The 12,994-nt window shown below is 55.3% G+C and carries 10 protein-coding genes; 6 read left to right on the top strand and 4 right to left on the bottom strand.

The genetic code is table 11. The annotated features are described in order from the left end of the window. The first annotated feature begins 6 nt into the window (after positions 1 to 6). Together RHJ80_RS02205 and RHJ80_RS02200 are read left to right on the top strand one after the other, a co-directional pair. Positions 7 to 1,386, top strand: coding sequence for a UDP-glucose/GDP-mannose dehydrogenase family protein (locus tag RHJ80_RS02205; protein WP_206200879.1), 1,380 nt, complete (start codon positions 7 to 9; stop codon positions 1,384 to 1,386). A gap of 2 nt (positions 1,387 to 1,388) precedes the next feature. After that, positions 1,389 to 2,033, top strand: a complete 645-nt coding sequence (locus RHJ80_RS02200; RefSeq protein ID WP_206200878.1) for a ribonuclease HII — start codon at positions 1,389 to 1,391, stop codon at positions 2,031 to 2,033. Between the two features lie 3 nt (positions 2,034 to 2,036). Here RHJ80_RS02200 and RHJ80_RS02195 read toward each other — a convergent pair whose 3' ends face one another. Then, the gene (locus RHJ80_RS02195; protein ID WP_310744253.1) at positions 2,037 to 2,702 is read right to left on the bottom strand and encodes a transposase; all 666 of its coding nucleotides are present in this window, start codon (positions 2,700 to 2,702) and stop codon (positions 2,037 to 2,039) included. A 501-nt stretch (positions 2,703 to 3,203) separates the two neighbouring features. Here RHJ80_RS02195 and pheT point away from each other — a divergent pair. The 3 genes from pheT to RHJ80_RS02180 are packed head-to-tail and all read left to right on the top strand — an operon-like array spanning position 3,204 to position 7,538. After that, positions 3,204 to 5,669 carry a phenylalanine--tRNA ligase subunit beta gene (pheT, locus tag RHJ80_RS02190; protein ID WP_310801379.1) on the top strand — a complete coding sequence of 822 codons (2,466 nt, stop codon included), beginning with the start codon at positions 3,204 to 3,206 and terminating at the stop codon, positions 5,667 to 5,669. 9 nt (positions 5,670 to 5,678) lie between these two features. Continuing rightward, positions 5,679 to 6,689, top strand: a complete 1,011-nt coding sequence (bioB, locus tag RHJ80_RS02185; RefSeq protein WP_206200876.1) for a biotin synthase BioB — start codon at positions 5,679 to 5,681, stop codon at positions 6,687 to 6,689. A gap of 60 nt (positions 6,690 to 6,749) precedes the next feature. Further along, the gene (locus RHJ80_RS02180; protein WP_310801378.1) at positions 6,750 to 7,538 is read left to right on the top strand and encodes an E3 ubiquitin ligase family protein; all 789 of its coding nucleotides are present in this window, start codon (positions 6,750 to 6,752) and stop codon (positions 7,536 to 7,538) included. On the opposite strand, the gene rsmA is transcribed toward RHJ80_RS02180, so the two are convergent. Both rsmA and eno read right to left on the bottom strand, forming a co-directional pair. Further along, positions 7,515 to 8,309, bottom strand: coding sequence for a 16S rRNA (adenine(1518)-N(6)/adenine(1519)-N(6))-dimethyltransferase RsmA (gene rsmA / locus RHJ80_RS02175; RefSeq protein WP_315863356.1), 795 nt, complete (start codon positions 8,307 to 8,309; stop codon positions 7,515 to 7,517). The two genes, RHJ80_RS02180 and rsmA, sit on opposite strands and share 24 nt — an antisense overlap. Before the next feature lie 3 nt (positions 8,310 to 8,312). After that, positions 8,313 to 9,593: a phosphopyruvate hydratase gene (eno, locus tag RHJ80_RS02170; protein ID WP_206200874.1), complete on the bottom strand. Its 1,281-nt coding sequence runs from the start codon at positions 9,591 to 9,593 to the stop codon at positions 8,313 to 8,315. A 226-nt stretch (positions 9,594 to 9,819) separates the two neighbouring features. Here eno and RHJ80_RS02165 point away from each other — a divergent pair, with 226 nt between their 5' ends. After that, positions 9,820 to 12,156 (top strand): heavy metal translocating P-type ATPase, encoded by a 2,337-nt coding sequence (locus RHJ80_RS02165; RefSeq protein ID WP_310801376.1) that lies wholly within the window; start codon positions 9,820 to 9,822, stop codon positions 12,154 to 12,156. Here RHJ80_RS02165 and RHJ80_RS02160 read toward each other — a convergent pair. Beyond that, a complete protein-coding gene (locus RHJ80_RS02160) occupies positions 12,126 to 12,875 on the bottom strand; it encodes a pseudouridine synthase (protein WP_310801375.1) in 750 nt (249 codons plus the stop codon). The genes RHJ80_RS02165 and RHJ80_RS02160 overlap by 31 nt on opposite strands. Positions 12,876 to 12,994: the final 119 nt, after the last annotated feature.

Here is a 12,994-nt window from a genome sequence, read left to right as displayed (position 1 = left end):
CAGGGAATGCGGGTATGTGTGATTGGCACCGGTTATGTGGGCTTGGTGACGGGAGTGTGCTTGGCACATATCGGCCATGAGGTGATTTGCATTGACAACAACATTGATAAAGTTAAGCTGCTGCAACAGGGGGAATCCCCCATTTATGAACCCGGTCTGACGGAGTTACTCCGTGGGTGCATTGCCAGTGGCCACATTCGCTTCAGTAGTGATCTTGGCGCTGGGGTGGAGTTTGGTGACGTGCTCTTTATCGCCGTCGGTACACCCGCCTTACCCAATGGTGAAACCGATACCCGCTATGTGGAAGCGGTTGCCCGCGGTATTGGTGCCCATTTGCATTTGGGGTACAAAGTCATTGTCAACAAATCCACAGTGCCGATTGGCTCAGGAGACTGGGTGCGAATGATTATTCTCGATGGTGTGGTGGAGCGCGAACCGGATCTAGCGGATGCCATTAAAGGGGGGGCGACCCATCCGCCGTTGGATTTTGATGTGGTCAGCAACCCTGAATTTCTGCGGGAAGGTTCAGCGGTCTATGACACGTTTAATCCCGATCGCATTGTCTTGGGTAGTAGTAGCCGCAAAGCGATTCAAATCATGCAGGAACTCTATGCGCCGATCATTGAACGTAAGTATGCGGCTGATCCCACCTTGCCCCCCGTGCCGGTGTTGGTGACGGATCTCAGTTCGGCGGAAATGATTAAGTACGCTGCCAATGCTTTTTTGGCCACTAAAATCAGCTTTATCAACGAAATTGCCAATATTTGCGATCGCGTGGGGGCGGATGTGGTTCAAGTGGCCAAGGGGATTGGCCTAGATTCCCGCATTGGCGAGAAATTTCTGCAAGCGGGCTTGGGCTGGGGTGGTTCCTGTTTTCCCAAGGATGTTTCGGCGCTCATCCACACGGCGGAAGACTACGGCTACGATGCCCAGTTGCTCAAAGCAGCCGTTCAAGTCAACCAGCGGCAACGCTTTATTGTCATTGAAAAACTACAACAGGTGCTAAAAATCCTCAAAGGTAAAACCATTGGCCTTTTGGGGTTAACGTTTAAGCCCAACACCGATGATCTGCGGGATGCCCCTGCCCTGAATTTGATCGAGGAACTGTATCGCTTGGGTGCCAAGGTCAAGGCCTATGACCCCCTCGTGTCCCAGTCGGGTCTGCGATCGGGTCTCTCCCATGTGATTGTGGAAACGGATCTGCTGCACCTTGCCGATGGCTGTGATGCTTTGGTGCTGGTGACCGACTGGCCACAGTTCCAAGAGGTGGATTATGGGGAACTGGCCAAGGTGATGCACCAACCCGTGATCATTGATGGCCGCAACTTCTTGGATCGCAAGGGGCTAGAGTCACTCGGCTTCCGCTATGTGGGGATTGGCCATTAAGCATGGAACCGCCCAGCCTGATCTATGAGCAAGCCTACTGGCAACAGGGCTATTGTCGCGTGGTCGGTGTGGATGAGGTGGGTCGGGGTTGTTTGGCGGGGCCAGTGGTGGCAGCAGCCGTAATTTTACCAGTAGACTGTGTGCCTCTTCCAGAGGTGCGCGACTCCAAACAGTTGAGTGCCCGCCAGCGATCGCGCCTCTTTGGGCAGATTTATAACCAAGCGATTGCCATTGGCATTGGTAGTGCCAGTGTGGCGGAAATTGATCAGGTGAATATCCTGCAAGCCACCTATCGAGCCATGGCGCGTGCCCTAGCGCGGGTTGCCCCTTGGGATCATGCCCTGATTGACGGCAAATTAACAAAAACAGCGCCCTTTGAAAAGGTAACGGCCATTATCGGGGGCGATCGCCACAGCTATAGTATTGCCTGTGCCTCGATTATTGCCAAGGTACGGCGCGATCGCTTCATGGCACGCTTAGCTCGGCGTTATCCCCAGTATGGCTGGGAACGCAATGTGGGCTACGGCACCCCCCAACACCGTCAAGCCCTTGATCAGTACGGCCTGACCCCTTGGCATCGGCGATCGTTCTTGAAATCCTTGCTTCATACCGACTTACACTTGTGTAATGCCATCACAGGACATTGACGCTCATCCCGCTAACGCTAGGCGTATAGCAGGAGATTCCCCGTTCACAGAGTCTTGACTAGATGACCCGAAAGTCATCCCCGCCAGAACCTCTCCAGGGGCATTTTCAAGACGGTGCGCCCCACCGCCTATCAATCGATTCCGCAACACGAATGCAGCGGCAATATCCCTAGGCATTGAACAGCCACAGGGGCACTCATGCCAACGGATTGATAGCGTTTTGCGGACTGCTTCGCCACAGTTGGGACACTCTTGAGAGGTGCCCGCTGCTTTCTCCTTGACAACCACCTTGCCACGCTTGCAGGCCACCCAAGGCAACACCGAGTTCAGGAATGGCCCATGACCCGCATCCAGCATGTGCTTGCCCAGCGTCCCACGACTGAGGCCAATCAGATTCAAATCCTCCACCACAATCACATCAGCCCCGTCGCAAAGTTGGTGGGCAACCTTGAAGTGACAGTCCCTGCGGGTGCGGGCAATCTGTTCATGCAGCTTCGCCACCTTGCGTTGAATCTTCTTCCAGTTGGCTGACCCAATCTGTTTCCGCTTCAGTCTGCGTTGCAGCAATTGAAGCTTGCGTTGCATCTCTACGAAAAACCTAGGCCGTGCTAGTTGAAGTCCGTCCGAGGTGGAGAGAAAGTATTCTAGGCCAACATCGAGGCCAACCACCCGCTTCAAGACTTGCTGATGCTTGGGCGTTAACCGACGCTAAATCAGGGTTGGTCTGCTTTGCTTGGGTGAATCGTTGACACTGCACGTTGAAGCTGGGGTAGGGGGCATCCGCTGGGATGATGTACTCGCTAGGCACAGAGCAGGCATTGACTGGACATTTGCGCGAAGCAATCTAGTCTTTGCGCTCCCTCAGCGCATCATTTCAAACTTGGCGACACACGTCTAGATCGTAGTCGATCTGCTTAGCCTGCTGCTGGGTTAGTTTTAGCCTGTACTCGTACGTCAGGGTGAGCATGAGTGGACTATAGCTATTAGTCGCGCCCGATGTTCGGTGCTAGCTCAATATATCCAGCAACAAGCTGAGATTGAGTGACTGCTCCCTATGGTCGCCTATCACCTCACTACCACCTAACCGCTTTGCGGTATAGGCGGAGCACTGCGGCGAATTTTGGTAGGCTGAAGAAGAATGGCAAAGTATGACGTTTTGTTGAGGATTCCATGCGGGTTTCCCTTCGGTGGCTACGGGAATTAGTGGCTGTTGATCTCGATGTGATGACTTTGGCCGATCGCCTGACGATGGCGGGGTTTGAAGTCGAAGAAATTGAAGATCGGCGCACATGGGCGGAAGGGGTTGTGGTGGGTCATATTTTGGCCTGTGAACCCCATCCCAATGCCCAAAAATTACGGGTCTGCCAAGTGGATGTGGGTCAAGGGGAACCCCGCACGATTGTCTGTGGGGCACCCAATGCCGCCGCAGGCTTGTATGTACCTGTGGCACTACCGGGGGCATATCTGGCCAAAATTGATCTGAAAATTCGACCGGCAAAACTGCGGGGCGTGAAATCTGAGGGGATGATTTGCTCCCTTGCTGAGTTGGGGCTAACCAAAGCGTCTGAGGGCATTCACACATTCGCTGATGCAGTAACCGTCGGGGAAGATGTACGTCCTCTCCTCGGCTTGGATGATGTGATTTTGCACCTGACCTCAACTGCCAACCGTGCGGATGCCCTGAGTATGGTAGGCATTGCCCGTGAAGTGGCCGCACTTACTGGTGCTCCCCTGACGCTACCCGCCCCAAAGGCGATCGCCCCCAAAAAGTCCCGTGCTAAGGTACCTGTACAGCTGGCGATCGCCGACTCCCAAGCCTGCCCTGCCTACTGTGGCACACTGATCACCAATGTCCAGATTGCCCCTTCGCCCCATTGGCTCCAGCAATGCTTAGAGGCTGCCGGTTTGCGTGCCATCAATAATGTGGTGGATATCACCAACTACATCCTGCTGAAGTGGGGTCAGCCCCTCCATGCCTTTGATTGGGATCGGTTGCAAGGGGTTGCTACCCAAACCCCAGTGAGTGTCGGCGTGCGTTTTGCCAAGGCCGGGGAAACCCTGAAAACCCTCGATGGTGAGCAGCGGGTGCTGAGTGCCGACAATCTCCTGATTACCGCCGGGGATGTGCCCGTTGCCCTTGCCGGAGTAATGGGGGGCGAAGAGACTGAAGTTTACGAGGGTACGCAGAATGTCTTCCTTGAGGCGGCACTCTTTGCCAGTCCAGTGATTCGGCGATCGGCTCGCGCCCAAGGATTACGCACGGAAGCTTCGGCTCGCTATGAACGGGGGGTGAACCCCGCAGAACTAGAGGCGGCCACCGCTGAAGCGATCGCCCTATTGACTGAAGTGGCTCAAGGGACAGTGACCTACACTACACTAGCGGATCAGCGTCCGCCCCTTGAGCGCACCCTCACCCTGCGGCTGGAACAAGTGCACCGGCTGTTGGGGGCCGTGGTTGCTGACGAAGCGGAGAGCGAGGAAGTCGCCTATTTGGACGCAGAGACCGTTGAAGAGCTACTCAGCCGTCTTGGCTTTCACCTCAGCCGTCAAGAAACCTTTGAGGACGAGTTAGTGGTGTGGTCGGTGACGGTGCCCCCTTACCGCTTCCGGGATATTGAGCGAGAGGTGGATCTGATTGAGGAGATTGCGCGGCTCTACGGTTACGACCGCTTTGAGGAAACCTTGCCCGCTCAATCGGAATTGGGAGCACTACCGCTGGAACTCACCCTACTGCGGGAGCTACGGGCGGCCTTTCGCGGGGCGGGTCTGACGGAATTGATGCACTATTCTTGGGTAAAAGGTGGTCAGCCCAACCAAGTGACCGTCGTGAATCCGCTAGTGGCGGAGTTTTCCTCGCTGCGTACGGATCTAATTACGGGTCTCGTCCAAGCCTTCCGCTACAACCAAGAACAGGGGAATCCGCCCCTCAATGGTTTTGAAATTGGCCGTGTTTTTGGTCAAGATGAAGAGGGTCTCTGGGAAAGCGATCGCCTTGGGGGCATCATCGGTGGCGATCCGTGGCAGGGGAAATGGGTACGCCGCTCACAGCAAGCCCAACCCCTCACATGGTATGAAGCTAAGGGGATTCTCGAGAGTGTCTTTCAGCGGTTTGGTTTGCATGTGGAATATCAGAGCGATCGCCAAGACGAACGCTTGCATCCGGGGCGGACGGCGGCCCTTTGTTTGAATGGAGAACGGCTCGGTATTTTTGGCCAGTTACACCCGCAGTATGCGGCGACCCTCGACCTGCCGGCGGCGGTGTATGTCTTTGAACTGGATCTGGAGGTATTCCTGAGCCGCCTTGAGGAACGCTATCGCCAGATTATCTTTCAGCCCTTTTCAACTTATCCCGCCAGCGATCGCGACCTCGCCTTTTTTGCGCCGGCGGATCTCACTGTGGCAGAACTCAGCCGCACCATTTGGAAAGCTGCAGGCGGGCGCGACTCCCTCCTTGAGAGTGTCGAGGTTTTTGATGAGTACAGTGGCACTGGTGTTCCCGAAGGGCAGCGCAGTTTGGCCTTTCGCCTCACCTACCGCGCCAGCGATCGCACCCTCACCGAGGCCGAGGTGAATGAATTACATCAGCGCATTCGCGACAGCCTTGTGGAAAAATACGCCGTGACCCTCCGTAGCTAAGAAAAAACCATGAACACAGTATTGACGACCGATTGGCAGCACCTTGCCGATTTAGCCCTTGCCGATGAATGCCTCAGCCGCGATCAAGCGCGGGCGGTGTTACAAGCCGCGGATACTGAACTCCTGAATCAACTGGCGGCGGCCTATCGGGTGCGCTACCACTACTGGGGGAATCGGGTACGGCTGCACTATCTGCTCAATGCCCAAAGTGGTCTCTGTCCAGAGGATTGCCACTACTGCTCACAATCAAAAATCTCCACGGCTGAGATTGAAAAGTATCCCCTGCTCTCGCAGGAAAAAATTCTTGCTGCGGCCGATCGCGCTGCCCAACTCAAGGCCGGTACCTTTTGCATGGTCATTTCCGGGCGATCGCCCAATGAGAAGGTCTTTGAGCAGGTACTTGCTGCTATTCGGGCAGTTAAGGAGCGCTATCCCCTGAAAATCTGTGCCTGCTTGGGCTTACTCACCGCTGAGCAAACGGCACGGCTAGCGGCAGCAGGCGTCGATCGCGTCAATCACAACCTAAATACCTCGGAAAACTTCCACGGCGAAATTTGCACCACTCACACCTTTAGCGATCGCGACCAGACCTTGGCCAATATCCAAGCCGCTGGAATTACAACTTGCTCTGGCGGCATTTTGGGTATGGGGGAATCCGATGACGATGTCATTGATCTTGCCCTTTCCCTGCGGCAGCGTCAGGTGACCAGTGTACCAGTGAATTTTCTGATTCCCATTCCGGGGACACCCCTTGGGACACAGCACAACCTCAATCCGCGCCACTGTTTACGCATCTTGGTGCTGTTTCGCCTATTATTGCCGCGTCAGGAGATTCGCATTGCCGGTGGCCGTGAAGTACACCTGCGATCGCTGCAACCCCTTGGCCTCTATGCTGCCAACTCCATTTTTGTCGGCGATTATCTAACGACCCCCGGCCAAGCCCCCCACCAAGACTGGCAAATGATTGCCGATGCTGGCTTTGTCCTTGAAGACCCCGAAGGGCGGGCGATCGCCCCATAACATAATGGGCTACCCATCGCTAAACTAGGGATTGGCGGCGCTACTGTTGCGGAGTCTCCGATGGGCATTTTTGGTGGCCTTTTGCTAATTGCGGCGATTGCCCTCTTTTTTGTACAGCGCCACTATCGCCTGAAGCTGCGTAGTCTTAAGCTAGCCACGCCATCCACCACGGCGGATCTCCATCAGCTCCAACAGCAGGTGGCGCAGGAAATTGGCGGTGGCAACCTACGGGAATATGTGAAGGTCTCTGGTCAGATTGTTGTCGATCAGCCCCTGATCTCGGAGTTAAAGCAGGTGCCCTGCGTCCATTACCGCATGTGTGTCAGCCGCGAGTATGAAGAACAGGTGCGCGAAACCGATAGCGAAGGCCGCACCCGCTGGCGCACTGAACGCCGCTCCGACACGATTAGCAGCAATAGCCAAACCATTCCCTTCCGCGTGCGCGATCGCTACGGCGAGATTGAAGTGGATCCGCGGGGGGCTGACATGGAAACAGTCCAAGTCCTCGATGAATTTCGACCCGCCAATAACACTGCCCGCCTTGGCTTTGGCAGCTTCCAAGTAAACGTGGGCAGCCTCACCTTTGGCAGTGGCAATACCATTGGTTATCGCTATCAGGAATGGATCACGCCAGTGGATCGGCAGGTGTTGGTCGTGGGCACCGCCAGTGATCAAACGGGCACGCTACGCATTGAACGTCCCACCGTCAAGGGACAAACGTTCTTTGTCTCCCTGAAATCAGAAGACAGCCTGAGTCAAGACACCAGTAATGCCGTGCTCTATTCAACCATTGGCGCTGCCGCCTGTGGTGGGTTGGGGATTTTGTTAATCTTGGTGGGGCTGCTGTAGGAGTTCACTGAGGGCTAGCCAATCCTCGAGGCTGAGGGCTTCGGCGCGGCTATTGACATCTCGCCCCAACTGAAGCAGCGCTTGGCGCACTTGATCGGGTTCGACAAGGGACTTGAGGGCATTGGCCAGCATCTTACGGCGAGTGGCAAACCCCTGTTTCAGCAACGTTTCTAACCATTGGGGCGATCGCACCCTTGGCAGTGTCGCGTGGGGTCGCAGACAGATCACCACAGAATCCACCTTAGGCGGCGGCTGAAAGGCGCGGGGGGGCACTGCACAGACCGGCTCACAGGTGGCTAAAAATTGTATCCGCACCGAAAGGGCACCATAGGCCTTGCTACCGGGGGTGGCCATCAGGCGATCGCCAATTTCTTTTTGCACCAGTAGAATCAACCGCTCAAAGGCCGGGCGACGCGGTCGGGCAATACTGCCAAGCAGATGCCCCAGTAACGGCCCTGTGATGTTGTAGGGGATATTGGCCACCACTTTGTGGCAGTTCAAGGGGGCTAAATCAACCTTGAGAATATCCCCCTCAATCAACTGAAATCGATCCCCGCTGAACCGCTGCCGCAACTTACTGCACAGATTCCGATCCAGTTCAACGGCCACCACCTCAGCACCACTGGCTAGAAGAGGGCGAGTGAGGGCACCCCGACCGGGACCAATTTCTAGGATGCGATCGCCCGCGTGCAGTTCAGCCGCTGCAATGATCTGAGCTAAAACCGATTCACTACGCAGCCAATGCTGGCCAAACCGTTTGCGGGCACGAATCACCTAGCGCGGCCCCAAGCCCACCGTGGGCGCATAGACTGCCTGATCCCCTAGTTCCGCTTCAATGCGTAACAGGCGATTGTACTTGGCAACCCGTTCACTGCGGCAGAGGGAACCGGTTTTAATTTGACCCGCACGGGTAGCTACAGCCAAATCCGCAATCGTGGTATCTTCGGTTTCGCCAGAGCGGTGGCTAATCACCGAGCGGTAGCCCTTGCGAGTCGCCAGATCAATGGTTTGCAGCGTTTCTGTCAAGGAACCAATCTGATTGAGTTTAATCAAGATGGCATTGGCCACGCCATTGTCAATCCCCCGTTGTAAGCGTTTGGGATTGGTGACAAACAAGTCATCCCCCACGAGTTGAATACGACTGCCAAGGGTTTCGGTCAAGAGTGCCCAGTGATCCCAGTCCTCCTCCTGCAAGCCGTCCTCAATCGAGACAATGGGATAGTTGCTCACCAATTCTTCATAGTAGCGAATTAACTCAGAGCCAGTGCGGCTGGCATTATCAAACACATATTTGCCGTCTTCATAAAATTCATTGGCGGCGACATCGAGGGCAAGGGCAACGTCAGTGCCGGGGGTGTAACCTGCGGTTTCAATCGCCTGAAGTAAAATATCCAAGGCCGCTTGGTTGGAGTCGAGGTTAGGCGCAAAGCCCCCTTCATCCCCCACCCCGGTCAGTAACCCCTTATCAGCTAGCACTTTACTCAGAGCGGCAAAAACCTCTGCCCCCCAGCGCAGTCCCTCCCGAAAACTAGGGGCACCAATGGGCATGATCATGAATTCCTGAAAGTCAATGTTGTTGGCGGCATGGGCACCCCCGTTGATCACATTCATCATCGGCACGGGGAGGACATTGGCCAGAGGCCCCCCCAAATAGCGGTAGAGGGGTTGACCGAGATATTCTGCGGCTGCTTTGGCCGTGGCAAGGGAAACCGCAAGAATGGCATTGGCGCCAAGGTTGGATTTGTTCTCACTGCCATCCAGTTCCAAGAGGCACTGGTCAATCACTGTCTGATCAAGGGCGTTGAGATCCACAAGGGCACTGAGAATAGTGGTTTCAATGTTTTCCACCGCTGTGAGGACACCTTTGCCACCATAGCGCTTGGGATCGCCGTCCCGCAGTTCATGGGCTTCAAAACTCCCCGTTGAGGCACCACTAGGAACCTGCGCCAGTCCAACAATGCCACAATCCAGTTCAACTTCTGCTTCTACCGTGGGGCGCCCCCGCGAGTCCAAAATTTCGCGGGCACGAATCGTTGCGATCGCCGTATCCATCATCTGCTTGTTCCTCAATATGCAGCTAGATTGTACGATAGATGCCCGATAAAACTGAAATGGCTTAAGGATGACCTAAGCTATAAAGTGTCCTGTATTGCATTGCCTTTCTTGTCTGAGACTGGTTTAATTTGACTCAATTTTGGTGTCTATCATCCACAATTGGGGGAAAACGATTACTAAGACTTTTAGCCAGCTTCACTTGCCCGACCATTCGTAGGAATCCATTATGACCACTATTGCCCGAAGTCGTTCCCCGCAGTCTGAAGTACTCACCCACCCTATCACCACAGAGACCGTTCACTATCAAGTTGTGCATTGGATTAGGGGTCGCTTTCGGATTCGCATTCCGCGACTGGGCTTTGATGCTGAATATGGGGCACGGCTGCTCTACATTGTGGGCAGTTTACCCGCGGTGACAACGGCACGCATTAACCCCCCTGCCCGCTCCCTTGTGGTGGAATATAATCCCAAGCTCTTTGGGGAAGCCCTAGCAACGATTCAAGGGCAAATTTTTGAGTCGATTCAAGTGGCGGCCAATCCAGATCTTCCCGCCCTAAGTACTGAGAAGGCCACCCCTGCGGCGGAAGCTCACGAAATTAACTATTGGGAACGCTTGGGCTTACCGGCTCTGGGCTTGGGGTTGAGTGTGGCCTCCCTGATGGGGCTACCGATTCCCGGCTATGTGATTGCCAGTGTGGTGATTGCCGGGGCAATGCCGGTGTTTCGGCGAGCATGGGAAGCGATTCAAGAGGAGAAACAGTTAACGATTGACTTCCTCGATGGCTTGGCAATTTCCCTCCACACCATGCAAGGGCACTATTTTGCCCCCTCCTTTATGCTGGGTCTGATTGAGGGGGGGGAAGTGATCCGCGACCTCACGGCACGGGGATCGGAGCGCGCCAACCTTGATTTGCTGGATTGCCTCGGCAAAACCGCCTTTGTGGAACGGGACGGGGTTGAGGTTGAAGTTGAAGTGAAAGACCTTGTCGAGGGCGATCGCGTGGTTGTCTATCCGGGGGATCAAATTCCCGTTGACGGCATCATCCTGCGGGGTACAGGTCTCATTGATCAGTGCAAACTGACGGGTGAATCGGTGCCGGTAACGCGCAGCGAGGGAATGGAGGTTTTTGCGTCAACGCTGCTGGTCGAGGGGCAACTGGTGATCTTAGCGGAGCGAGTAGGCAACAATACCCGTGCAGGTGTGATTGTGAACTTAATGCAGTCGGCACCGGTGCATGACACGCGCATTGAAAACTATGCTGCCATGGTGGCCAACCAAGCCGTCATTCCAACCTTGGCCATTGGCACAGGTGTTGGCTTACTCTCAGGGGATCTCAATCGGGCGATCGCCCTGCTGACCCTTGACCTCGGTACAGGGATTCGGGTCTCGGTGCCTACCACGATTTTGTCGGCGCTCACCTATGCGGCTCAACATGGTGTTCTCATTCGCAGTGGCCGGGCGATTGAAAAACTGGCGCAAATTGACACGATTGTCTTTGATAAAACGGGCACCCTGACCCAAGGTCATGCTGGCGTGACGGATATTAAAGTCATGGATCCGCGCTTCAGTGCCGATGACATTCTCAGTATGGCCGCTAGTGCCGAGCAGGGACTCACCCACCCTGTGGCTGAAGCCATTGTCCGCCATGCCCGCGAAACCCATCAGCCCCTCTTTGACTGTGAAGACTGGGAATACCGCGTTGGCCTCGGTGTGGCCACAAAAGTGCGGGGTGTGGATCTGCGGGTGGGCAGCCGCCGCATGATGGAGCAGGAAAACATTTGCCTGATTGATCTCAATGAACGTTTCCCCGATCTCGATTCTGGGCGGGCGTCAATTGTCTATGTGGCCGGGGATGGGCGTTTGATTGGGGTGATTCTCTACAGTGACCCAATCCGCAATGAAAGTCCTGAAGTCATCCGTGAACTCAAGGGGGCAGGCATTACTCCCCATATGCTGACGGGTGACATTGGCCGCGTTGCCCGTGCGGTGGCCAAAGACTTAGGCATTGCCCCCAACAATATCTACGCCGAAGCCTTCCCGGAAAAGAAAGTGGAGGTGGTGCGTACCCTCCATGACAGCGGTAAAGTCGTGGCTTTCTGTGGCGATGGTATCAATGACTCTGCCGCTCTTGCCTATGCCGATGTCTCTATTTCCTTTGCCGGGGCAACCGATATTGCCCGTGAAACCGCCGATGTGGTGCTCATGGAGGATGACTTGCGGGGATTGACCCTTGCTATTCGGATTGCCAAGCAGGCGATGGAAATTGTCTGGCAAAATACAGCGATCGTGGCCATTCCTAATATTGGTGCGCTGCTGTCGGGGGTCTTCTTTGCCCTTGACCCGATTTTGGCGGTGGTTATTAACAACGGCACAGCCATCTTAGCGGAGTTGAATGGATTGCGCCCCTTGGCAGGTCCCGGTGGCTCGTTGCCCTTACCGCCCGTCAAAGACACACAGGAATTTCTTGCCGAATGGGAAGCCACCCATCCCGATCATCCGGTGCAGCATATTCCACCCAAAATGACTGGCTCTCAGGCTGAGCCTTCGCGGTTGGCTGGATAAGCAAGGGCGGCCAATTCACGGCGGCTGAGGGGGCGAACGGCTCTGGGGCGAAGATTGCCGAGGTGAACTGGGCCGATCGCGATCCGTTGCAAGGCAACAACAGGATAACCCAGCTGATCGGCCACACGGCGAATCTGGCGGTTGCGACCTTCGTGCAGGATGATTTCCAAGAGGGAGCGATCGCCCTCGGTGCGCAGGAGCTTAACGGCTGCGGGTAGCGTCATCACCCCGTCCAAGGGAACGCCCTCTCGCCATTTTTGCAAGACCCCTTCCATAGGCTGTCCCTGCACCCAAACGCGGTAGGTTTTGGGGATGTGATGGCGGGGATGGCTGAGATAGTAGGTAAACGCCCCATCATTGGTGAGCAGCAGGGCACCGCTAGAGTCGGCATCTAAGCGACCCACAGGATGAAGACCGGCCACCTGCTGATACCTAGGCGGCAAGAGATCCAAAACGGTGGTGCGCCCTTGGGGATCGTGACAGGTACAGAGAACCCCCTTGGGTTTATGGAGCAGCAGGTAGAGCCGTTGGGGTGGGCGGGGCGGGTTCAGGGGTTGTCCTTTGTATTCAATGCGATCGCGCGTGGGATCCACTTTGTCCCCCAATTTTGCCCGCTGACCATTCACGAAGACCTGACCACTGCGGATGAGTATTTCTGCATGGCGTCGCGAGGCCACTCCCCAATGGGCAAGGACTTTTTGTAATCGCTCAGTTGTCATAGGGGGTATAGTTGCTTTCTAGGATGTGGTGGCACTTTTGAGGGAAATCTCTATAGACCAATCGTTGCCACAGAGTTGCCAATCCCCGAGCAGAATTGGTAGAAAAGAACTGTCCAATC

The organism is Thermosynechococcus sp. QS41, from assembly GCF_031583515.1.
In the GTDB taxonomy this organism is placed as follows: domain Bacteria; phylum Cyanobacteriota; class Cyanobacteriia; order Thermosynechococcales; family Thermosynechococcaceae; genus Thermosynechococcus.
The sequence above is the reverse complement of the archived record's forward strand: the minus strand, read 5'-3'. Positions and strand labels throughout refer to the sequence as shown.